We start from the raw sequence: 22,890 nt of genomic DNA, 5'->3' as shown, positions 1-22,890 counted from the left end.
CCTGCCTGCCCTCCATGGATGGGTAGTAAGTTCACATGCTATCCGGGCTGCTTGTCCTTTCGAGCGGGGAACTGCGTCTATATCCTTAAGAAATGAGTGACGTAGCACGTTCCACCATCACCTTCCAAGGGCAGTTCGCCGGAGCGTTGCCGGAGCTGGCTGTGCCGTGGCGGGCGGAGGAAGCTCCGGATCCGCAGCTTCTGATGCTCAACCAGCCACTCGCCGTCGAGCTTGGTTTTGATCCCGATTTCCTCCGGACCCCGGAGGGCGTGCGGTTGCTGATCGGCAATGCCCTGCCGGAGGAAGCTACGCCGGTGGCCCAAGGGTATGCCGGGCACCAGTTCGGCTTCTATTCGCCTCGCCTGGGGGACGGCCGCGCCCTCTTGCTGGGTGAGGTTGAAGATGCTGACGGAAAACTCCGCGATATACACCTCAAGGGTTCGGGGCGCACGCCCTTTGCCCGGAACGGTGATGGCCTGGCCGCGATCGGACCCATGGTGCGGGAGTACATCGTGAGTGAGTCGATGCATGCGCTGAACATTCCCACCACGAGGTCGCTCGCGGTGGTTGCCACAGGGCGGCAGGTTCAGAGGGAGGCACTCCTTCCGGGGGCCGTCCTGACCAGGGTGGCGGCAAGCCACTTGCGGGTTGGCAGTTTCCAGTACGCCAGGGCCTCCAATGACCTGGACCTGCTTCGCCGCCTTGCCGACCATGCAATCGAACGCCACCACCCGTCGTCGGCCGCTGAAAGCAACCGCTACCTCGCGCTGCTCAAGGCCGTCATTTCGGTACAGGCGAAACTTGTGGCGCAGTGGATGCTGGTGGGATTCGTGCACGGCGTCATGAACACAGACAACATGACGGTGTCCGGTGAAACCATCGATTATGGCCCGTGTGCTTTCATGGAAGGCTTCGATCCGGGGGCGGTCTACAGCTCCATTGATGAGATGGGACGCTACGCCTACAGGAACCAGCCGGTGGTTGCTGAGTGGAACCTTGCCCGCTTTGCTGAGTCAATCGCCGTCCTGATCCATGAGGATGAGGAGCAGGCTGTTGCCCTCGCCGTTGAAGCGCTCAAAGGTTTCCGGGAGGAGTACAGCGCAACATGGTTCAACGGCATGAAGGCCAAACTTGGGCTGCCGGAGGCAATTGACGACGACGTTGCCTCACCTGTGGTGGATGAGCTCCTGCAGTTGGTTCAAGAGGCGCGCGCGGACTACACCTCGTTCTTCCGGAGCCTCGGCAAGGCAGCCCGTGGGGAAACCGAACCCTCGCGCAGGCAAATCCTGGATCTGGCTGCGTTCGATGCTTGGTTGGATCGATGGCGGGCGTTGTCTCCGGATGCCGATGCCATGGACAGGGTGAACCCGGTCTACATCCCTCGGAACCATCTGGTGGAAGAAGCCCTTGCTGCGGCCACGGAAGGGGACACCGGCCCTGCAGAGCGTTTGGTGGCGGCCTTGTCCGAGCCGTACAGCGAACGCCCTGGACTGGAAAAGTATGCCGAGCCTGCACCGGAAAGCTTCGGCCCGTACCGGACTTTCTGCGGCACCTAGGAACGCTGAGGGCAAGCGAGCCGTACGGCGTCGCTTGCCCTCAACTTATTGTTCTTTTGGTCCAGGCTTCCCGCGGTCTAGGCCCAGACGGCCCGAACCACCATGTCTGCCCCTGCGGCCAAATGGTTTCCTGTGTGGCCTGCGTCCAGGACGCACACGTCCTCGGATTCAGGTGCTCCCGTTGAAACAAGGCACTCAGCTGCCCTGAAGCTCAGGAGGTCCACCGGCAAATTGTCACCTATTTGAAGTTCACTCATGATGCCCTTTTTTACTCGTCCGGGCATCACTGTCAGTGTCATTAGCCCGGTGTTGTGGTTGGAGAGGTTTTCTCCTTGGGACGCCGGACTTCATCAGCGGATAACTCCATACTGCTTGATAGAAGAACTTTCGTCTACGCGGGATGACCTGCGCTCAGTGGAAATTCGTGTGGCGCACGATTGCGAGGAGCTCTTCGCGGAGGCCCTCGGAGTCCAGATCAACCGCTGAGAGGACCGTGCTCTCCTGGTCATGGGATTGCTCCAGCAGGCTCAGGCCCAGGTCGGTGATCAATACCAATTGGCTGCGGCGGTCGAAGCGGTTGGGCTCACGGCGGATATAGCCACGCGATTCAAGCCTGGTCAGCAGCGGCCCCATGGTTTGCGCTTGAACCCGGACGCTGCGGGCAAGATCCCCGGGCGTGATGGGTCCCCCTGTTGCGACCGCGTCGAGCGTAAGGACCGCCGGATAGGTCAACCCCAGCGGACGTAGTTTGTCGTTCCATGCCAGTTCCACGAGCCGGGCCGCAGTAGACAGCAGCCGGCTGGTTGGCCATCGTTCCATATCAGGCATTCAGGCACCCCCAGGCTTTCACAATTAGTCAGCTTACTTACTAGGCTACATCAGGCGGGTGCCAAAGCCGGTTGTGGGTGGGAAGGCCCGTTGCGGAAGTTGCTTGAGCGGCAGGTCCCAGGCAGGGGATACCCACTGTCTGGAGTGCTGATTCTGTTGGGGCCTTGGGTCTTAGGAGAGGTCGAACGCTGAACGTTCCATGCCGCGCTCGGCGCTGTGTACCTGGAGGGCATGGCGCATGGCTTGGCGGTTGTCCTCGGCAAGGTCGGGATGCCCGGCCACTCGGTACAAATCCGCTGCCCATTGAAATTCATCGGCAGCAGAACGGAAGCGGGCTTCATCGAAGAGTCGCCGGCCGATGTGGTGACGAACGTAGGCCTCATCTCCGGGAGACCGCACTGTTCGCAGTGCCCTTTCGTGGAGGACTGCTGCATCGTGCCAGCGGTACTGCCGCTGATGGACCTGGGCAAGTATCAGCAATAACTCACGGCGGTCATCGGTATGGGGCAGCAGTTTGAAGCCTTCGTCGAGGGCCTCGGCGTCCCGGCCGAGGAGAGCCAGGTACCTGACGCGCTCCACCGGAGGGCACTCGCCCGCCAAAGCAGCTTCAATGGCTCGGCGGTTGACCACGACGTCGCGAAACGTCGTGGGGTCAGTACGCCAAAGACTTGCAGTATCTTCCACCGTGATGTGCCCCCCATAGGCTTGTTACGGAGCCAACTGAGTGGCGGCACTGATCAGTTGCAGGCCGCAGTAATCTCCATAATCTCATGAACGATTGGACCCGCAAGCCCGTTCCGCACCTGCCGCGTCAGTGGAGGTTGCTGTCCGCTGGGGTGGCCCGCCAGGAGTGAAAAGGAATGGTCAAGCCTGCGCGTGTTGGTGCGCATGTGAAAGGCCCGGCGGTTGCGACCAGATCGGGGGCAAATGGCACCACCCGCACCAGCTGGAGCTCGTTCCCGCCTGAAGCGGCCCGGATGGTGAGTGCGTCGCCCGAGCGGCTGACCCTCATGCGAACCCGCCCGCCGTTCCATTCCGGCACAGGCGCCAAGGACCAGTCCGAGAAGCCGTCCGTCACCACCGCGCCCACTTGAGCGGCGCCGTCGGCGAATTCGACTCCTGCTTTGATCCAGCGTTCGGCGCTGACGCGGACGAAGATGCCCGCTTGGTCGAACTGTTCGGAGAACCCGGCCGTAAACTCAACCTCCATGGCGCTGTCCTGCGGAAAAGGGGCAAGGAGTGCGTGCTCTGTGTCGTGGATGAAACCGTAGGACGTGACGCGCCAAGCGTCGCTGCTTTCGACGGCGGTCACCAGCAGGTCACCTGCCTGCTCGACGACGGCGGCCGGCTGGTTGGTCCACTCGCCACGGTTCCAGGGGATGTCGGTTGGCACGGAGCTCCTCGATGTTTATGTTTCGCTGGTTTCCGCCTCTTCAGGTTCGGCTTCTGGATCAGGGTAGTCGATGGACCCTCGAGGGTTCACCGGAGGCTTCTAGGACTCCAGGGATTCCTTCGCTGCCTCGGGGTGCCGGTTCGCCGCAAGCTTCCCGGTCCGCTTGCGCGCCTGGGTCCAGCGCGTCACGAAAAAGAGGACGAGCCCGATCGCCAGGAGGATGGCTGCACGCAACCAGATTTCCGGGCCTTGCTGGAACAGCAGGAGGACACACGAAGCCAAAGCCAGCCAAGGAATGACCACCGGCACGCGGAAATGCTTGTGTTCGACCCTGTCTTTGCGCAGGACCAGGACGGCGACGTTGGTGCTGATGAACACGAACAAGAGCAGCAGGACCACGGTTTCGGCGAGTGAGCCGAGGTCTCCGGTGGCGGTCAAAGCCATTGCTGCCAGTGTGGTGACAGCGATGGCAACCCAGGGCGTGCGCCGCTGGGGGAGGACCCGCCCCAATCCTGCCGGCAGCAGTGATTGTTCCGCCATGCCAAAAGCCAGACGACTGGCCATGATCATGGTCAGGAGCGCACCGTTGGCGACGGCGATGAGTGCAACCAGGCCGAAGAGCCAGTCGGGCACCCCAAAGCCTGTGGCTTGGACAACCTGCAGCAAGGGGCCCGAGGAACTGTTCAAGTCACTGGCAGGCAGGGCTATGGAGGAAGCCAGGCCAATCAGGATGTAGATGGCCCCGGCGGTCAGCAATGCCCCGAACAGTGCTTTGGGGTAGACGCGGTGGACGTCGCGGACCTCTTCGGCAACGTTGGCAGAGGTCTCAAAACCCACGAACGAGTAGTACGCCAGCAGTGATGCGGCGAGGATTCCTGCCCCGGGGGTCACCGCAGGGTTGAACTCGACAACGCGGGAAACATCACCGTCTCCCCGGCCGAACATCAGGCCCACCAGGACTATGACCAGAACCAGTCCCGATACTTCAATGACGGTCATGACCACGTTCGCCCTGACGGATTCTTTGACGCCGCGGGCATTCAGGAGTGCGATCAACAACAGAAACACCAGGGCCGTGGGCGTGGCGGGTATGTCCAGGAAGGGCTTCAGGTAGTCCCCGGCGAACGCGAGGCTCAGCCCTGCTGCACTGGTCACCCCGGCTGCCAGCATTGAAAAGCCCACCAGGAATGAAACCAGGGGCACTTTGAAAGCCCGTTCAGCAAAGACGGCAGCGCCGCCGGCCTTCGGGTACTTGGTCACGAGCTCCGCGTAGGAGGCGGCGGTCAGCATGGCCAGGAACAGCGCCAGCGCCAAGGGAATCCACACGGCACCTCCTACCTCGCCCGCGACTTTCCCCACCAGGGCGTAAATGCCCGCGCCCAAGACATCGCCGAGGATAAAGAGGAAGAGAAGCGGGCCAGTGATCGACTGCTTGAGTTTTGAGGTTTGGGACTGCGCCGGGCTGTTCATGGGAACAGATGGTACAGGACGCTAAGTAACCTTACTAAATCGGGAATATGCCGTGCCGGGTCCGCTCGGGCTCAGTCCCCAATGGTTCGTACCGTCAGCGTTCCTGCCAGGTCCAAATCATTGCCGCTTCCTGCGACGCCTGCTTGCGAAAGGAGCGTCGCACCAAATGCTGTACTCCAGAACGTCCTCGTCTCAACGGGCAGGGGGCGCTCGAGCTCCCAGTTCCGTTGCTTCAGCAGGCGGGTCAGGTACCGCTCTGACTGTCGAAAGAGCAGGTTCAAATGCTGATCGACGACGGCGGAAAGGTCCGGACGCGATGTTCCCACCGCAAGCGCACGCACAACGAGGGGCATGGAGGGCAGTATCAGTACGGTCCTGGCCATGGCGCTGCGGAACGAGGCCGGGCTTTCTACTGACAGACCCACCGCCTCAACGCGTTCGGCGTCGTGCAGTAGGGCCAGGAAGGCGGCGTGGATAAACAGCGAGTCCTTCGAGCCGAAGTAGTAGGTCACTTGGTTGGGGAAAGCGCCGGCGTCGGCTGCGATGGCAGCCACACTGACTTCCCTGTCGGCTCTGGAGAGGTACAGCTTCACGGCGCTGTCCAAAATGTGCTGCCGGGTTGAATGGCCCCGGGCCTGCGATGGCCCTTGCGGGCGGCGTCTTCTCTTGCCTGCGTCTTCCACTCAAAAATTGTACTTCATACAACTAAGTGCTTATCTTGTATGACATACAAGATAACGAGTGGAAGGTTTGTCATGCGTGCAACCGATATTGCAGTCACGGGCTTGGGGGCTTCTACCCCCTTGGGCGGGAACGTCAGGACAACGTGGGAGTCGCTTCTCGCGGGAAGCTCCGGTATCCGCGATGTGAGCCTGGACTTCCTGCAAGATTCCGGCCTCTCGGTTTCGATCGCGGCGCCCATGGCGGAAGATCCGGCCAATTCATTGATGCCCGTGGCGGCGAAGCGGCTGGATCGGGTTCAGCAGGCCGCCATGGTTGCAGCCGCCGAAGCTTGGGCGGACGCCGGCAGTCCCACGGTTGATGGCACCAAGCTCGCGGTGGTTGTGGGGACCGGGGTTGGAGGCATAGGCACCTTGCTCCAGCAGGACGACATTCTTGAAAGCCGTGGCCAGCGTCGCGTCTCACCACGGACGGTGCCAATGCTGATGCCCAATGGACCGGCTGCGGCGTTGAGTATTCACTATGGGGCCAGGGCGGGTTCCTACACTCCCGTCTCCGCATGTTCCTCCGGCGCCGAAGCGTTGGTCCAGGCCGCCCGGCTGATCCGCTCGGGTGAAGCCGACGTGGTCATAGCGGGCGGAACCGAGGCTGCCATCACGCCAATAACGGTCGCGGCCTTTCTTCAGACGCAGGCGATGTCAACGCGTACCGCGGACACGGGCTCCGCCTCGCGTCCGTTCGCAGCCGACCGCGACGGTTTCGTCCTCGGCGAAGGGGCCGGCATTCTCGTTCTTGAAAGCGCTGAACATGCCTGGGCCCGGGGCGCCAAAGTCCACGCTGTCCTCCGCGGAGTCGGCATTGCCTCCGACGCCTTCCATATGACTTCGCCTGCGGAAGATGGAGCGGGCCAAGTCACGGCCATCCGCAAGGCCCTGGACAATGCAGGCTTGGATGCAGCAGACATTGGGCACATCAACGCACATGCAACGGGAACACCTGTGGGTGATCTCGCAGAAGCAAAAGCCATCAAGACAGTCTTCGGTGATGCGGCCTGTGTGACGGCGCCAAAAGCGTCTTTGGGTCACCTCTTTGGCGCCGCAGGAGCAGTTGAAGCCATCCTGACCATCAAAAGCATTGCGGAAGATGTTATCCCGCCCACCCGTAACCTCCACCAAGGCAACGTTGACCCGCAGATCGGCCTGGATATTGCCGTTTCACCGCGATACGGCACACAAAGCGCGGCTCTCTCCAATTCCTTTGGCTTTGGCGGCCAAAACGTGTCCTTGGTATTCAGTAAGAGCCACGTTTAGTCATTCCCGGTGATGCTGTTGGGAGCTGCCGCCTTCGAGCGGAGTTCACTGTCCACCCCGACGGGTGATTTACTAAAGTGACCGCACAAACTCTTGGGGGACCTGCATGAAGGCCTTGACAGGCTTTTTCCTGCTCATGCTGCTTGTGTTGACTGGCTGCAGGGTAACTGTGCCAGGCCCTGCCTCAACAGGGTCACCGACACACTCAGCCACGGCGTTTTCGCATCTTGATCCGGCGGGAATTGACGACATCAAAATATCGAAGTCGGCACGCTTGGACATGTCCTCCGGGAAGCTGACCAAAGAGAGTGTCGGGCTCGAGGACGGAAGCAGCCAGGCTCCGGATGTCCTCATTAAAGAGGGCGCCATGGAGCTGACGATCCAAGCACCCTCAGGTCTGATCAGCGCTAAAACTGATCGTCTCCGGCTCAACGGGATGAATAACGGACCGGACTTCCGGGAGGTCACGTTCTTCCTCACCGCAAAATCATTCGAGGACTTCACAACCCTGATTCGTGACGGGGTGGCCCGCTACGGGATTCCCGGCGAGTCAGCAGAAGGCTGGATCGAATCAATGTCCCAGCGGACGGATGAAGAAGGCGACTTTTCATTGTCGGCGGGCACTGCAACCGGCCTCCGTGTCCAGTACGACCTCCGGTACGACGGCGCGAAGGGCCTGCAAGTGATCATTGTGCACGTTCACCCCGTCTAGCCCCTCACCGTCCCGCCGCCAGAAGCTCATCAGGAAGAGAGCCCCATGGAGCCTCAGAATCCTTACCCTCCAAACTATTTCCCGTTTCAGCCGGGGCAGGTCCAGGTTGCGCCGCTGCCGGCATGGGCCACGACGTTCCGCAAAGTCCTGCTGTTCTGCGCCGGGCTTCTGCTGTTGATGACTATGCTTCTCGTAACTACGGCGACCTCCGGATCTTTCGACATGTACAGCGAAGGCGGGCGAAGCGCCCTTCAGGCAATTGTTTGGCTGGGCCTGGGAACGCTCCTGCTGACGATCCCTTACGTGATCGCCAGTGCCATCTACGCTGCTCTCTGGGTTACCAAGCTGCGCGGGAGACAATATCGTCGGTATCCGGGGACGACGTGGATACTGGTTGCCGGCCCCATTGTTGCTGCAGTTCCTCTGTTGGCGCTGATCGGGCTCATCACGGCCAACACCAGCATGTGGTGAAGACAGGACAACTGACATTGAAGGACAGACGGATCATGACTTCGGACCGGGATCATCGCGATGCTGTGTATGCCGAGCACCAGGCGGCGGTGGCAGCAGGGGAGAAGCGGGTCCTCCGCAACACCCGCACGGGCGGGCTGCACAGCTATCCGGCCGACGAGATCGGCTTCACGCCCGGCAGCGGCCAAGCCCAGGTGGGCACGTGGTGGGGTATGGCCGTTCTCGCGGTGTTTGCCGGCATACTCACCGTCTTCTCAGTAGTGCTGTTGCTGGCTCCGCTGGGACAAGGGCTGGGCCCCATGTGGGGTGCGCTGTTCCTGACCGCTCTGGGCGGTGGACTTTCCATTTATGCGGTCAGGTTGTCCATCGCCGAATATCGGGCCAAGCAACTCCGTAAGCTGCGCGGTTCTCCCGAACCAACTCCATCGGGCCGGGCAGACATTTAGTTCGCGCACAGTGACTAGGGGGAGGGCCTTAAGAATGCGTAGGGGATTTAAAGCAGGGTTTGCGCTGCTTGCGTTGCTGACACTAACAGCAGCGGGTTGCGATGAGCGGCCTTTTACGCGGGACTACGCACGGTCCGTTCCGAACTCTGTCATTCAGGTCGGTGAGAAGTCGGACAAGACCTGGGAGTACGTGGACCGGGACGGCGTATCGCGGGAACTCTATGCCTGCGAAGATCTGAGCCCGTGGAACGCGGCCTACAGCTGCGCCTCACCCGACGGTGCAGTCGAACTGACTTTTAGCTCCTCAAAACGCTTGCGCAATCCGACGCTTCGTATCGGCGACAAACACGTGCCCCTGCACTGCATTAACGACGGATTTTGGGGCGACGGGCTGAGGTTCTGCATACCGACGTCGGACCCTGCCGTCCCGCCGCAGCCGGTTCCCCGCCGCGACAAGTCATGACGGCCGCCCGGCTCAGCAGCAAATTTCGACGGCGGCCTGGCTGGCATCAGCAGCCAAGCCTCTAGAGGAAGTGTTCGGCCGCTGCATAAGGGCAGCAGTGGCCCCAAGCTTGGCGTCTGAGGACGGCGCGATGGGCCAATTTGGGCTTTGGCGATGAAGCAACTGCGTATTGGTGCCATTTAGTAGCGTGGGCCGCCGCATTGCTTCCGCCTGGTTACCGGGAACGGTCTTCCCTAATGCCTCGTTGGATATCCGGCGGATTTAACCAAGTGGACGGTCCAGCACCCACGGGGTACCGGACCGTCCTCGGTTGTTAGTAAGCCTTAAACTGCAGGATATTTGTCTGTCCTTATTGCACGATTGCGGTGTAGGAATATCCGATTTGGATTTTGGATCCGGTAGGCAGTGCACCTATGGGTTGGCTTAGTACCACATCAATCATCGTCACGACGATGCCGGTGGACGATTTACTCACCTTGTGCAGAGTCACCTGACCGAGACCTGCCACCTGCACCACGGTGTTTGGAGGAACCGAGGCATTTATAGCCGGAAGCCCCACTATCCTGAGGTTGGTGAATGTGGATGTGTCGGTCAGAGTGGCCGTGGACGCGCCTGCAGCCCGAGTCGCCGACGTTTCCGCCTTAATGGCGTCGGCCTGGATTAGTCCATTGAGCACGTTCAGGCCTGCAAGGGAGTTGGTAACGGTAACTTTAGGCTGTGGTGTCAGGACGCCGATTGTCTTGGTTGACGCGGCTCCAGTGGTGACAAGACCCGGAATGTTCACACCAGCCACGTTTGCGGATGTGGACCCGCCACCGCACCTGACGTAGGCCACCGCTGTTGGTCCGGAATTTAGCAAGCCACTGGCCAGATTGGCTCTGGTGCTAAACCCCGAACCCGCCAGATAGCCAATCTGAGAGGGGGTGAGGTCGGCGATGCTAACTCCAAGGCGGATGTCTGTTCCGACCTTGAGTCCAGGCAAGCCGGCTTTCAGTACTTCGACGCGGAGAGCAGTGGTCGCAACCCGGTAAACCCCGTTGACGAGACGCTTCTCCTGCCCGTTCAAGGTAACCTTGCCAACTGAACCGACTAGAGGCACTGAGAGGTCTAGTACTGTGTTGGCGCCGGGGTTGGCTCCCACTGCGACACCTAGAATCTTCAAATCAGCAATCGTCGTCTTATTGGCACCGGAGAACACTCCGGCAGTGTTTTTATCGGCGGAGCTTTCGGATACTATGGCGCCCGCTGTAACGAGGCCACCGAGCAGGTTAGTGCCGTTTATCGTTGATTTGCTTTCGATCCGTTTACCCGTGGTCGTGAGTAGGGTTTTGACACTAGTTGTTGCCGCTCCAACGTTGCCGACGGCTGCCACCGTCAACGCTGCAGCCGTGTTCGATGAGGTTTTCCCTGTGGCGCCGGTGCAACTAAGGCTTGAGCTGGCTGTGGGACCAGAGGTTAAGGTCTTATCGGTGTTGAAAATGTAAGAACCGTACGCAGAACCGGAGAAACCGGTAGTAACCTGCGCGGGTGTGGTGGCCGCAAAAGCCGGTGTAACCGACCCGGCCAGGGCAACCGCTAGTGCGCCGATCAGTGGAACCCGCCAATGTTTCATGCATTACTCCCCAGAATGTCGTACACGATCTCGTAAGGGTGCCTACGATTGTGCTCACCGTACAGCGCAGAAACAGTCCCAAACAATAAGATCGACCAATTCGAGTAGAGATTTGTCTGATTCTCTCACTGGTCCCACTTCCGGCGTGCCCGTTGCAACATCCGGTCCGAGAATCTACATCGCTGGGAGTAGCTTCGGTTCGATACTAAAAAGAGGCAATCAGTTGAGTTGACTTTATTCGTACCGGCATGCGAAGAACCAACGAATTTGAGGGCTATGTCTGCGCTGCTCTGTGCCCGCAGCTTCCAGGAACTACGCTTTCGCGCAGGGTCTCACATGATACGAACCCCGACGATGGGCACACGGCGGGGCCTTACCTATGACGGGCCAGTTGGCTGGAACGCAAGTGTCCCGCCTGATGGGGGACCAGGCGGGACATTCCAACCATAGCTTCAGAAGCTGGTGATTTCCCGAGTGCTCTCCTGCCTTCGTCCAAGAGGAACGTTGAGCGTACGCTGGCCCCATGGAGTCTGAAGTCAGGACTGTCAAACTCAGCACGGGTATCAGCGTCCCCTGTTTCGTGCGAGGCCGCCTTGAACAAACAGTCGACGACGGCGGCATACCTTTGCTGCTGTTGCACGCGTGGGGTGAGTCCTGGCGGAGTTTTGAGCGGCTGATTGCCGCGCTTCCGGATGTGGTCGTTGTTGTGGCCCCGGATCTTCGTGGGCACGGTCTTGCCGAGAAGCCTCCGGGCGGATACTCGCTGATTGAAGTGTCCAAAGACATTCTGGCTCTGTCCGATGCCTTGGGTCTTATCCGTGCCCACGTGCTGGGTTCTTCCAGCGGGGGATATGTTGCCCAACAACTAGCGGTGATGCACCCGGCGTTGGTGGCTTCGCTGACTCTGGTGGGGTCACCGTTGAGCCTGCAAGGGAAGCCGCCGTTCGCCGCAGAAGTGGAATCCTTGGCTGATCCGATTTCAGAGGAATGGGTCCGGGAATCGTTGTCCTGGTATCGGCTCCTGCACACGGTTCCTGCGACCTATATTGAAGACCGGGTGCAGGACGGCCTCGCGATGCCGGCATCGGTGTGGAAACAGTCGCTGCGCGGTTACTACCAGGCCGTTCCGCCAACAGAAACGGGGACCATTTCAGCCCCCACTCTGATTCTGTGGGGTGCTCACGACCACCTGGTTCCGCGACACCATCAGGAGACCTTGGCTCGGCGCATACCGGGATCGAGCTTGAAAGTTTACGAGGAGACCGGGCATTTGGTGCTGTGGGAATGCCCGGAACGCGTGGCTGCGGATGTGGTGGGGTTTCTGAACGACTGAGTGTTGGGACACCGCGAGCCCTCGAAATAGAGACCCTACACGCGGTGGGCCGCATGCAGGGTCTCCGTCTAGGTACTGGGCGTCGGCGTTTCTGCCGTTAGTTGCCCTTCTCGAGTGCGTGGGCGGTGACGTAGGAACCTAGCTGGTCTTTTGAAAGAGCTGCCGCAATTTCCGAAATAGCGCTGGTATCAGGCACAACGATCGACTGCCCGTCTGCGGATGATCCTGTACCGAGCGTGGGCAGCGTGAACATCACCGTATCGTTGGCTCGAAGGTCTCTCATTCCCACTGCGAGGCTACCGATGGCTGCGGCATCAAAACTCTTGTCCACGCTAATGAAGGGTGACACCGCGCTAACCATGCTGTTGACCGTTACCGGGTTGGTCAGCGTTTCACGGGCGATCGTCTTGCTGATAATTGCTTTCATATAGGCCTGTTGGTTTCGCACGCGCTGGTAGTCGCCGTCGCTGAAGGAATAGCGTTCACGAACAAAGGCAAGTGCTTCGTCGCCGTTGAGGGTCTGCTTGCCAGCTTCGTAATAGTGGCCCTTCATAGGACCTTTTGCCGGTGCAAACGGTATCTTCACGTCGACTTCCACCCCGCCCAGGGCATCAGTGAGGCCCTTGAAGCCTTCGAAATCCACCATGGCTACATGGTCGATCCGCTGCTGGAAAAGTGACTCCACCGTCTGAACCATGAGCGGCACACCACCCTGGGCCAGGGCTGAGTTGATTTTCGATTGTCCTTTTCCGGGAATGTCCACCCAGAGATCCCGCATAAGGGAAACAGCATAGACATTCTTACGGTCAGCCGGGATATGGACGAGCATCAGGGTGTCAGCACGCTGATCAGTTGATGTCTGCGTATCGACATCAAGTTCGGCAGAGCCGCGGGTATCGCTGCCCATCACGAGGATGTTCATTGCAGCGGTGCCGTTGATGGGCTCGGTCTTCTGCGGCCTCGTCGACTCTTCCGGGAAAGCGCTCTCGATCTTGGTGGTACCCGAATTGAATGTCTGGGCAAGATTGAAGATGTAGGCACCGCCGATGAGACCCGCTACGAGCACCGCGGCAGTGAAGCCCAGGAGCACGTTTCGCGCTGTCTTCTTTCCACTCTTTTGACGTCGGGGACGGGAGTCCGTAGGAGGAGTTTCGGTGTCGATCGGCAGCGTCATGTGTTCCTTGGTGTTGGCGGCAGCAGAGACGATTCTACCAAGCAGCGCGGGCAGCGTGACTGAGCAGGCCATGCAGGGGAGATGGATCTAAGGGAGCCGGGTATAAAATTCCGCTGCTGTCCTACCCCACCTATTGACCAGTTTTATTTTGTAGTCCTTTAAAGTCTTGGCTGTGGGGATGCCAGCCTCGAAAGTTGCTTTTTCAAGGTTAGGATTCATACCTTTCCGTATCCCGTAGCTCGCGTCCAGGGCACTGCTATTCATTGATTTCTCAACCGCTTGTCCCTTTTGGTTTGTCCACATCAGAGTGATCTTGCTTCCCTCCAAGTTGAAGCCGAGCACCTCTATATGACCAGTTGAAGGTTGGACAGCCGCGTCAGTGACGATGGGCGTGGTGAGTCCCGATTCCACTTGTTCCTGCAAGGCAGTGCCGGTTCCCTTACACGTGAAGTATGGGTCCCACATGAAGGATACGGTCTTCCTTGCTAGAGACACCTGTTGGAGTTGTCGGTCCAGACGGGCCTTTGTCGTCTGTCCGCGGCGACTGTCACCGCAGGTATTCTTATCCGTTGCGGGGGCCATTCCTTCAACATTGGCCCAAAGCACTGCCCCGGTGCCGGCGATGCCCGCGGCAGCGGCGGAGAAGTAGTCTTTGTTTGGGGCAATGTATTTAGCTCCCCATGCCCCTTGCCCAACGATGGTTGCCGCGAAAGGGTCTACTGCCAAGTTGGCCTCGTTGTCGCTAAACGCCCCGCCTTTACCTGTGCCCATGCCGTCCTGGACGGCGATGTTCAACTCAAGGCCCGCCGAAGTCGCGGCTATTCTGCGAATCCCGGCTTTGGCCTTTTCGAGGCTGATTCCAGCGTTGGCGGTCCGCGCGTCGATATAGGGGCTGACAATCGCTTGGCGATTGGGAAGAACGCGGCGAATGGCACGGTTTTGGCTGGCATAAAGATCGAGGATTGGATCGAACACCGAACTATCCGTTAGGGGCATCTCCGTGTGGTGGTAGAAGCCGCCTAGACCAGGTACGTCGTTGACTTCGGCCTGATACGAGAGGAACCGGGACGTGAAAGTTGCGAGTGTTGTTTGGTACGAAAGATCCGGAAGATATGCTGGCTCATCTCCCTGCACTGGCGCTGGCAAGCCGGCGTAGAATTTCATGCCCAAATTGGTGGCCGCGGTCGCCACTGAATGGGAAGGGTCGACTGCAGATGAACTGCTGCCGCCAGCCACCACGACGTCGTATCGGCCATCGGAAGACGTGCAGCCTTGCCCGGACTTAGGCAGAACCAACACAGAGTATGACTGACCGTTGTAGTTCACGTTGCGGTCATTGGGGCACTTGAGAGCTGAACTACCCCAATTGCTTCCGTCCAAGAATGTAAAATAGCGGTCAACATTGAGAGAACCCGCTGCGACTCTTGCGCAGGGCTTCCCACCAATGATGCAGTCATCCGGCAGTGTCTCCAGCGTCGCTGGCCGTAATGACGTTCCGAAGGTGATGACTGTGTCGCCACCTAGTGCCTTGATATCTGCAAGCTTCTTCTGGTTAGCAGCGTCACGGGAGCTGGCCATTATGAAGTACCCGCTGATGGGGTACCCGTGTTCCGGCTTGCTTTCGTCAGGGACGGAATCTGCTGCGCGGCCAACTGATTCGGACTCTTGTACTTCTTTTGCAGTGCTGGAGAGGAAGTTGAGTCCACCCATCATCAGAATCGCTGCTGACAGTGCGGCGAGCATTATCATCCAGTTGCGGCGACCCCCAAGGAAGCGATGAAGCAGAGATGGCTTAGGAGGCGCTTCACTTGCGGGCAACTTCCGGAATGGCATGACTTCCTAGGGATCGGCGCGGGCAGCTACGACTCTAGCAAGGGCCTATAGGACACCCACCGAGCTGTGACGAAACTTACGAAGAGCGCAGCCAGTATCGCCGGCCGAACACCCGCTTCTAATCCATACGGTAAACTAATCCGGGTCGCCCTCTGATGGTGGACGTCCGTGCGCCGCCGAGCCTCAGGCGGCGCCTTCGATAGGACTCTGAGAGCGTTCTGAAATCTCATTCAACGGGGGGGAAGTTGGGCACCGGAATCAATCGTGGCCAAGCCGCACTTGTGGTCTTGATGCTGGCCATTCTTGGGTTCTTTGGAACCCAGCCAGCCTTCGCCACCGAAACAGAGCCCGGACCTGGTACAGGAACCGAGCAGCCTGTCGACCCGGAGACGCCCACAGCGCCCGTCACGCCTCCTGTGGTTATTCCTCCGACTCTTGAACCTGTCCCGACGCTGAAGCCGTTGGACCCGGAGACTCCTGCGCCGGTTCCGTCGCCGACCCAGCCGGCACCCGTAGTTCCACCTGCCTCGGAACCTGCCGCCCCGCCGATCGTTACGCCAGTTACTCCAGTCGTTCCTTCTCAGGAAGTCCCTGCATCTGTTCTGCCGACAGATGCAGGCACCCAAGGTTACGTCGTGGAACCCGGAATGCCGGCGGACCCGACTACGTCTGCTCCCGCGGCCCCCACGCCTACGCCGATACCTTCCGCTACCAAGACCGCTGCCCCGCCGGCGGTCAGTGCAGACATCGCAGGTCCTTTGAAAGCGGCCTTGGCGCCCGTCGCCGAAAACAATCCCACCGTGCAAGGCCTTACAGTTCTGGTGCTGATTCTTCTAGGCGTCGCGTATTTCAGGGCTCTACGTTCCAAGGGCGTCCCCGGATCCCGCGTCAACGGCAAGTAGGCTAATGCGTAACTCCCTACCCGGGGATAGGGCTGCTACAAAACCTGCATCACGACCGCTGCGCCTTATGCTCCTCACACATTCTTACTGGCCTGAGCACAGTCCTCCTCAGCGTCGATGGTTGTCCTTGACCCGTGAATTTCGTCAGGCGGGTTGGGAAGTGGAAGTTGTCGCTCCCGTGGCTCATTATCCCAACGGTCGCCGCAATTTACCTCGCAGGGAAGCTGGGCTGGCTTTCTCGCAGCAAACCGGACCAAACGGGGAAATTATTCGACGAGTCCCTTACCTGAGGCACTTGGGGACGTCGTCGCTTGCGCGCTTTGTTGATCAGCTGTTCTCGGCAGTCATGTCCGTTCCCATCGGCTTGCGGAGCAAGAAGCCCGATGCAATTCTTGCGACTGCGCCCAGCCTCCCTACCCTCGCCACTGGTTACGTTCTCTCCAAGCTTCGTAGAGTCCCGTTCATTGTCGAAATGCGGGACGCGTGGCCTGACCTTGCCCGCGATGCCCGAATGGTGCAAGGCAGCGTCAAAAGCCTCATAGAGCGAGCTGTGGAGTTCGTGCAACAGCGGGCCGACCTTGTCGTGACAGTCACGGAAGGCTTTGCAGATACGTTGCGGGAACGCGGGCTGCAGAACGTTATAACAGTAAGCAACGGGCTCGATCTACACTTAGTCCCATTTTTGGACCCACCACCGACGGAGCGCGACGTCTTCCGAGCTCTGTACCTGGGAAATCACGGAAAGAGCCAACGCCTGGACGTGCTGATTCGCGCCAGTGCCCTGCTCGGTGACGCCTTCCACTTGACGCTCGTTGGGCACGGCACGACCCGCCCACAATTAGTGAAGTTGGCCCGGGAACTGGGCGCTCCCGTAACTTTTTTCCCATCGCTTCAAGGACGGGAAGTGCTGGAAAAATATCGGGAAGCAGACACGTGTGTGGTTTCTCTTCGCGATGACTGGAAGTCTTTTGAGACTACGGTGCCCTCAAAGACCTACGAGGTCCTGGCCATTGGGAGACACGTTACCGCTATCGTGCGGGGTGAAGCTGAACGTATCATTCTGGAGGCCAGGGGGGGAGACGTCGTGCCTGCCAGCCCGGAAGCGGTGGCACAGTTATGGCGGGATCTGGCTGCGGATCGGCGACGCTTGGCTTCTGGCGCAAGTGGGCGTGAGTGGGTGCGTGATAACGCTGATTACGCTCAACTGGCGGTCAAATACATGGACAGCATATCTTCGCTTGTGCACCCGAAACTTTCCTCCGAGCGGGAGCACACCACATGATCCAATTTCTCCGCAACATCAGGCTGGCGGCAGGAACAGTGACGGAGCACCTAACCGAGGCACCATTTGTCTTGGTGCTCCAGATTCTGAGGAAACTGCCGGCGAAGTTCGTTAGGCCGCTTGCGCGTCTCGTTGCGTCACTGGCACCTTCATCGGGGCGTCCGCTGTTTTTGCTAGCCAGCCATGCAGCGGGTCAAGAGGCTCAACTTGCCCGGCGCTTTGAGGGCGTACTGGCTGCCAACGTCGAAGGTGTGCCAGCCCTGAAAGCTGCTGATGTTGCCATTGCCGCGGGTCAGCCTCAGTGGGCAGACGTCCTCTTGCAGCGTGCTGGGAACTCAAGGTTCGTGGCAGCCACCGTGGCCAGGCGCAGGTGGTACGGAGGCGATATGAGCGGTGCTCTTGACGTTCTTCAGGGCAAACCAGGCAGCATGGCCAAGCAACGGCTTCGTCTCCAATCGGAACTTAAGGTGTTCGAAGGTTGGGAGCCAGCCCTCAAACCTGTGACTGTAGTACCTCAACCCCGACGAGTACTTCACCTCTTGACCAACTCAGTGCCGCATACGGGTAGCGGATACGCGCGCCGTTCGCACTCCATCCTGACCGCGCAGCAGGAAGCCGGATGGGAAACGTTTGCCGTTACTCGCTTGGGCTATCCCGTCCAGATTGGTGAGCTCACTGCTCGGAGGCAGGACATAGTCGACGGCGTTCGATACGAGCGGATCTTGCCGGGCAGCATGGCGACGACAATGGATGGACGCCTGGCGCAACAGGCATCGGAGTTGCTGACCTTGGCTCGGAATTTCCGACCTTCGGTTCTGCACACCACCACTCACTTTGTAAACGGCCTCGTCGCGCGGGAGGTTGCCCATGCACTCGATATTCCATGGGTTTACGAGGTTCGCGGACAGTTGGCCGACACATGGGCGTCAAGCAGAGGACCGGAGGCGCGCAGCAGCGAACGTTATCGCTTGTTCACTGAGCGTGAGGCCGAGATCATGCGAAGTGCTGACTTGGTGGTAACCCTGGGCGAGTCGATGAAGCGCAACATACTGGCGGCTGGTGTTCCTGATGAGCGGATCATGATCTCCCCAAACGCCGTGGGCGGGGAGTATCTGAACGAACCGGTATCTCATGGGGAGGCGCGTGCGGCCTTAGGGCTTGCCCCTGATGCTCTGTACATCGGTACAGTCAGCAGCCTCGTGGATTACGAGGGCCTTGAGGATCTGGTCACATCATTTGCTTTGCTGGTGCCGAGGCTGCCAAAGTTGAAGCTGGTTCTAGTGGGTGATGGGACGGCTGCGCCAGCCCTCCGCGATCAGGTAAAACGGTTGGGCCTTGAAGACATCGTTCTCTTTACGGGTCGAGTCCCCCCAGAACGGGCGCGACTCTTCCATCAGGCACTGGATGTTTTTGTAGTTCCCCGGAAAGACCTTTCAGTTACACGTTCCGTCACGCCATTAAAGCCTGTTGAAGCTCTCGCATCGGCGCGGCCCGTGGTAGCCAGCAGGCTGGAGGCCTTGCAGGAGATAGTGCACGACGGCGTCAACGGCCGGCTTGCCGAGCCATCAGATCCGGAAGGGCTGGCGGAGGTATTGTTCGAACTGCTTGAGGACGAGGGGCTGCGCTGGCGTCTCGGTGCTGCAGGCAGGCAGCATGTTTTGGCTACGCGAACCTGGGAAGCGAACGCTGAAGCCTACCTACAGGCTTATGAGACTTTGGCTTCAAAATACACGAGGAGGCAAGCTGATGTCGGCTAAGAAGGCACTCATGCCAGAGCCAGCAATGGTGCAGCCGTTGGCTGTCGACATGCGGCGACTAACGCGCGTGGGAGCGCGCCCGAAGTTTCTGGACTACTTGGTCCAGCTTTGGGATTTCCGCGAGTTTATTTTCTATGACGCCAGGGCCAGGGTCCAAAGCGGTACCCGTCGCGACCGGTTGGGCAGTGCATGGCTGCTGCTTAACCCGATTTTCAGTGGGCTCACTTACTACGTGATGTTTGGCTTGCTCCTGCAAACAGGCAAAGGCATCGAGAACTACATTGGATACCTGGTCATCGGCGTCTTCATCTTCCAGGCCTCCTCTGGGGCTATAACCAGCGGTGCGAGGTCGATCCATAGCAACAAGTCGGTTGTGCAGGCATTCAACTTCCCGAGGGCTACTTTGCCCATCGGAGTAAACATCCGCGAAATGATGGCCAACGTCCCTCTGATCCTCGCAATGCTCTTGATCATTACGTTGGTGCCGCCGGTCGAGAACATCACCTGGCTCTGGCTAATGATCCTGCCGGCGCTGGCGCTCCAGTCTGTTTTCAACCTGGGTGTTGGCTTAATCCTGGCTCGGATCATCTCCCGGGTTCACGATGCAACCCATCTTCTGCCCTTTTTCATGAGGGCTTGGATGTATGGATCCGCCATCTTCTACTCTTATGAGCGCTTTGTCACCCATCCGGAGATTCTGGCGGTGATGAAGATCAATCCACTCTTCAACGTCATTGACATTATTCGAAATTGCGTCCTTTACGCGCAGCCACCATCGTGGCAATCCTGGGCCATCCTCGCTATTTGGGCCCTTGCTGCGCTCATGATTGGCATGGTCTTCTTCTGGCAGGGGGAGGAATCCTATGGTCGTGGCTGAGCAGGTTTTGGACGTTGAGGGTCATCCCTGTGTCGTGGTGGACCGCGCAACCATGGAGTACCGGGTAGTCACCACAGATGCTGACGCTGTGGCACAAGAGCGCCGTGAAACCAATTTCCTTCGACGACTGACTCGTCGGCCCAATACAGTAACCGTTAGTGCTCTTCACGAACTCTCGCTCGTTGTGGAGCGTGGAGAGTCTGTCGGGATCATCGGCCGAAACGGATCCGGCAAGAGTACGCTCATGAAGCTGATCTGTGGACAGGTGCGGCCCTCGTCAGGGGCCGTTTTCGCTTCGAGCACCCCAATTATGTTGGGCGTCAACGCCGCGCTTGTCGGCGACCTTTCGGGACATCAAAACGTAATCTTGGGATGCCTTGCCATGGGAATGAGTCGTCGTGAGGTGAAAGAAAAGTTCACTAGTATCGTTGAGCTTTCCGGCCTGAGAGACTCCATCTATCTGCCCATGAAGTCCTACTCCTCCGGTATGGCATCTAGACTCCGTTTCGCGATCGCTGCAAGTATTGATCCGGAGATTCTGCTTGTTGATGAGGCACTGAATACCGGTGATGCTCAGTTCGGAGACAGAAGTAAGCGTCGGATGGACCAGTTGCGGGAACAGGCCGGCTGTGTCTTCATAGTCAGCCATTCCCTGGACACCATCACCAGCATGTGCAGCCGCGTGGTGTGGTTGGACATGGGGCATATGATCATGGACGGTGGTCCTGCCGAAACTGTCAAGGCCTACCAGGATTTCACGGGCAACTTGGCCAGGGGTAACGGCATAACGGCCGCAAGAATCCGCGACGAAGCGCGAGCCGCCTTACAAATGACAGAAGTACTGGCTAGAAGCAAGATGCGTAGGAGTCGAGCATGATCTATACGATGGAGAACTTGCGGAAGGCGGCCTGGCATCTGCGCACCGGCGGAATGCGTCAGTTCTGGACGTGGTTTGGACGTCAACGTGCCTTGTCCGCGAACAAAACATCTCGAAGGAACGTCGGTGCCCGTACTGCGAGGCCGAAGGCCGGGGCACAAAAAAGTCAACTAACCTTCCCCGCCTTCGACTATCCCAGCGTTGCTGCTCGTAGAAGTGATTTAACGGTTGCTGTCATTTTAGATAACTTTTCTGCCAAAGCTTTTGCCTATGAGTGGAATCTTGTGTTCTTGGACAAGCACCGCTGGCGTGAGCAATTGGAGGAGATCCCGGCGGACTTCTTGTTCGTCGAGTCTGCTTGGGAAGGCAACGATGGTTCCTGGCGTTATCAGCTGACCGGTACCAGCGGTCCGAAACTCGAATTTCTGAGTCTCATGCAGTGGTGCCGGGACAACGATCTGCCTACAGTCTTTTGGAATAAAGAAGATCCTCCTCACTTCGATGACTTCCTACCGGCAGCACGTCAGTTTGACATAGTTCTTACTTCGGACGAGAACAAGCTTCCGGCCTACAGGGAGGCACTGGGGCATAATCGCGTCGACGTGCTGCCATTCGCCGCTCAGCCGGCCATCCACAACCCTGTTCGCCCCAAGAGCGGTCGCCACTCCCGGGATGTAGCGTTCGCTGGCATGTACTTTGCCCATAAGTACCCGGAGCGACGCGAGCAGATGCAGGTTCTCCTGGATGGTGCAATGGAGGGGTCGGACCGGGTCAAGCATGGGCTGGAGATCTTTTCCAGGCAGCTTGGCGGCAATCCGGACTACCAATTTCCGGCGCCATACGATTCACGGGTGGTAGGTTCGCTGAGCTACGACCAAATGTTGTCGGCTTATAAGGCATACAAGGTCTTTCTGAACGTCAACTCTGTGATCGATTCGCCCAGCATGTGCGCGCGTCGAATCTTCGAGATCACAGCGTCAGGTACTCCGGTTGTCACGATGCCGAGTCCCGCACTGCCCAGGTTCTTCCCCGAAGGGGAAATTCACAACGTTGGGACCAAAGAAGAGGCGGCCAACATCATCAGGGCGCTAATGAGGAGCCCTGAACTGAATGACCGCTCTGTACACAGGGCCCAACGTCGTATCTGGGCCGAGCATACCTACGCTCACAGGGCAGAGAAGGTAGTTGGGCTGGCACTGCCACTCCGGGTTCGTCCCGTCCAGCCGGATCTTGTCAGCGCTTTGGTGTCCACTATTCGACCCCATCAGTTGGAACATATCTTCCGCACGGTGGGTTCACAGCAAGGCGTCAACGTCGAGTTGGTTCTCCTAACACACGGGTTCAAACCCAGTGGCTGGAAAATCTGGAGTCTCCGCCAGAAGTACGGCGTCGGCCAAGTGAAGCTCCTTCATGCCCCTCGGGCTCTTAGTCTTGGTGCTTGCCTCAACCTTTGTGTCGCAGAGTCGAGCGGCTCCATTCTCACAAAAATGGATGACGACGATTATTACGGTCCGCACTATCTGCGGGATCAGGTCAACGCGTTGATGTACTCCGGGGCGGACGTGGTTGGCAAACTGGCCCACTACATGTACATCCAAAGCCGGAATGCGTCATTGCTAAGGTTCAAAGGCTTGGAGCACCGCTTTCACCACATGGTGATCGGAGCAACCATCATGGCAAAAAGATCGGTCTTCGAACGGCATCAATTCGAAGAGATAGGCCGAGGCGAAGATACGGCGTTTTTGCGTTCCGTCAGCGATGGGGGCGGGAGTATTTACGCATCCGATCGGTACAACTATTACGTACAAAGATCCGGATCCGGCCATACGTGGACTGCTTCGGACGATCACCTCCTTTCAATTGGAGACGTGGAGTTTTGGGGCAATCCAGCGGAACACGTGACTGTCTAATTC

The 22,890-nt window shown here is 58.9% G+C and carries 22 protein-coding genes; 13 read left to right on the top strand and 9 right to left on the bottom strand.

Translation table 11 applies throughout. From position 1 onward, the window contains the following. The first annotated feature begins 92 nt into the window (after positions 1–92). Positions 93–1,556, top strand: a complete 1,464-nt coding sequence (locus LDN85_RS16680) for a protein adenylyltransferase SelO (RefSeq protein ID WP_223943582.1) — start codon at positions 93–95, stop codon at positions 1,554–1,556. A gap of 77 nt (positions 1,557–1,633) precedes the next feature. Here LDN85_RS16680 and LDN85_RS16675 read toward each other — a convergent pair whose 3' ends face one another. The 6 genes from LDN85_RS16675 to LDN85_RS16650 form a co-directional block, all read right to left on the bottom strand. Next, positions 1,634–1,813, bottom strand: a complete 180-nt coding sequence (locus LDN85_RS16675) for a hypothetical protein (protein ID WP_026546453.1) — start codon at positions 1,811–1,813, stop codon at positions 1,634–1,636. Positions 1,814–1,967: 154 nt separating this feature from the next. Continuing rightward, on the bottom strand, positions 1,968–2,375 hold the full coding sequence (locus tag LDN85_RS16670) for a MarR family transcriptional regulator (RefSeq protein WP_223943581.1): 408 nt from the start codon (positions 2,373–2,375) through the stop codon (positions 1,968–1,970). Positions 2,376–2,555: 180 nt separating this feature from the next. Further along, on the bottom strand, positions 2,556–3,068 hold the full coding sequence (locus LDN85_RS16665; protein ID WP_223943580.1) for a hypothetical protein: 513 nt from the start codon (positions 3,066–3,068) through the stop codon (positions 2,556–2,558). 127 nt (positions 3,069–3,195) lie between these two features. Beyond that, complete coding sequence (locus LDN85_RS16660; protein WP_026541235.1) at positions 3,196–3,777, bottom strand: DUF1349 domain-containing protein; 582 nt, start codon at positions 3,775–3,777, stop codon at positions 3,196–3,198. A gap of 99 nt (positions 3,778–3,876) precedes the next feature. Beyond that, positions 3,877–5,247 (bottom strand): APC family permease, encoded by a 1,371-nt coding sequence (locus LDN85_RS16655; RefSeq protein WP_223943579.1) that lies wholly within the window; start codon positions 5,245–5,247, stop codon positions 3,877–3,879. A gap of 71 nt (positions 5,248–5,318) precedes the next feature. After that, positions 5,319–5,801 (bottom strand): TetR/AcrR family transcriptional regulator C-terminal domain-containing protein, encoded by a 483-nt coding sequence (locus LDN85_RS16650; protein ID WP_263422067.1) that lies wholly within the window; start codon positions 5,799–5,801, stop codon positions 5,319–5,321. A gap of 201 nt (positions 5,802–6,002) precedes the next feature. Between LDN85_RS16650 and LDN85_RS16645 the strand changes: the two genes are divergently transcribed. From LDN85_RS16645 to LDN85_RS16625, 5 genes are all read left to right on the top strand, one after another. Continuing rightward, a complete protein-coding gene (locus LDN85_RS16645; RefSeq protein ID WP_223943577.1) occupies positions 6,003–7,238 on the top strand; it encodes a beta-ketoacyl-[acyl-carrier-protein] synthase family protein in 1,236 nt (411 codons plus the stop codon). Positions 7,239–7,518: 280 nt separating this feature from the next. Continuing rightward, the gene (locus tag LDN85_RS16640; protein ID WP_223943576.1) at positions 7,519–7,950 is read left to right on the top strand and encodes a hypothetical protein; all 432 of its coding nucleotides are present in this window, start codon (positions 7,519–7,521) and stop codon (positions 7,948–7,950) included. A gap of 45 nt (positions 7,951–7,995) precedes the next feature. Then, positions 7,996–8,421, top strand: a complete 426-nt coding sequence (locus LDN85_RS16635; RefSeq protein ID WP_026541231.1) for a hypothetical protein — start codon at positions 7,996–7,998, stop codon at positions 8,419–8,421. Between the two features lie 35 nt (positions 8,422–8,456). Then, a complete protein-coding gene (locus tag LDN85_RS16630; RefSeq protein WP_223943575.1) occupies positions 8,457–8,867 on the top strand; it encodes a hypothetical protein in 411 nt (136 codons plus the stop codon). A gap of 34 nt (positions 8,868–8,901) precedes the next feature. Beyond that, the gene (locus LDN85_RS16625) at positions 8,902–9,330 is read left to right on the top strand and encodes a hypothetical protein (RefSeq protein WP_223943574.1); all 429 of its coding nucleotides are present in this window, start codon (positions 8,902–8,904) and stop codon (positions 9,328–9,330) included. A gap of 349 nt (positions 9,331–9,679) precedes the next feature. Here the strand turns inward: LDN85_RS16625 and LDN85_RS16620 are convergent, their stop codons facing one another. Beyond that, positions 9,680–10,942 carry a choice-of-anchor P family protein gene (locus tag LDN85_RS16620; RefSeq protein ID WP_223943573.1) on the bottom strand — a complete coding sequence of 421 codons (1,263 nt, stop codon included), beginning with the start codon at positions 10,940–10,942 and terminating at the stop codon, positions 9,680–9,682. Between the two features lie 523 nt (positions 10,943–11,465). On the opposite strand from LDN85_RS16620, the gene LDN85_RS16615 reads away from it, so the two are divergent. Then, positions 11,466–12,275 (top strand): alpha/beta hydrolase, encoded by an 810-nt coding sequence (locus LDN85_RS16615; RefSeq protein ID WP_223943572.1) that lies wholly within the window; start codon positions 11,466–11,468, stop codon positions 12,273–12,275. A 97-nt stretch (positions 12,276–12,372) separates the two neighbouring features. Here LDN85_RS16615 and LDN85_RS16610 read toward each other — a convergent pair whose 3' ends face one another. After that, positions 12,373–13,449, bottom strand: coding sequence for an LCP family protein (locus tag LDN85_RS16610; RefSeq protein ID WP_223943571.1), 1,077 nt, complete (start codon positions 13,447–13,449; stop codon positions 12,373–12,375). 87 nt (positions 13,450–13,536) lie between these two features. Beyond that, the gene (locus LDN85_RS16605) at positions 13,537–15,192 is read right to left on the bottom strand and encodes a hypothetical protein (protein ID WP_223943570.1); all 1,656 of its coding nucleotides are present in this window, start codon (positions 15,190–15,192) and stop codon (positions 13,537–13,539) included. A gap of 335 nt (positions 15,193–15,527) precedes the next feature. Here LDN85_RS16605 and LDN85_RS16600 point away from each other — a divergent pair, with 335 nt between their 5' ends. The 6 genes from LDN85_RS16600 (at position 15,528) to LDN85_RS16575 (ending at position 22,887) form a co-directional block, all read left to right on the top strand. After that, positions 15,528–16,184 carry a hypothetical protein gene (locus LDN85_RS16600; RefSeq protein ID WP_223943569.1) on the top strand — a complete coding sequence of 219 codons (657 nt, stop codon included), beginning with the start codon at positions 15,528–15,530 and terminating at the stop codon, positions 16,182–16,184. A 127-nt stretch (positions 16,185–16,311) separates the two neighbouring features. After that, a complete protein-coding gene (locus tag LDN85_RS16595) occupies positions 16,312–17,466 on the top strand; it encodes a glycosyltransferase family 4 protein (protein WP_263422066.1) in 1,155 nt (384 codons plus the stop codon). Then, positions 17,463–19,223: a glycosyltransferase family 4 protein gene (locus LDN85_RS16590; RefSeq protein WP_223943567.1), complete on the top strand. Its 1,761-nt coding sequence runs from the start codon at positions 17,463–17,465 to the stop codon at positions 19,221–19,223. The genes LDN85_RS16595 and LDN85_RS16590 overlap by 4 nt, the downstream gene beginning before the upstream one ends. A gap of 10 nt (positions 19,224–19,233) precedes the next feature. After that, a complete protein-coding gene (locus LDN85_RS16585; RefSeq protein WP_223943566.1) occupies positions 19,234–20,100 on the top strand; it encodes an ABC transporter permease in 867 nt (288 codons plus the stop codon). Next, entirely contained in the window at positions 20,093–20,977 is an 885-nt protein-coding gene (locus LDN85_RS16580; RefSeq protein WP_223943565.1) for an ABC transporter ATP-binding protein, read from the top strand. Before LDN85_RS16585 ends, LDN85_RS16580 begins: the two co-directional genes overlap by 8 nt. Continuing rightward, positions 20,974–22,887 carry a glycosyltransferase gene (locus LDN85_RS16575; protein ID WP_223943564.1) on the top strand — a complete coding sequence of 638 codons (1,914 nt, stop codon included), beginning with the start codon at positions 20,974–20,976 and terminating at the stop codon, positions 22,885–22,887. The genes LDN85_RS16580 and LDN85_RS16575 overlap by 4 nt, the downstream gene beginning before the upstream one ends. Positions 22,888–22,890: the final 3 nt, after the last annotated feature.

This window comes from Arthrobacter sp. StoSoilB20, assembly GCF_019977295.1.
GTDB classification, from domain to species: domain Bacteria; phylum Actinomycetota; class Actinomycetes; order Actinomycetales; family Micrococcaceae; genus Arthrobacter; species Arthrobacter nicotinovorans_A.
Note: the sequence above shows the minus strand (reverse complement) of the source record. Positions and strands in the feature narration are given on the sequence as shown.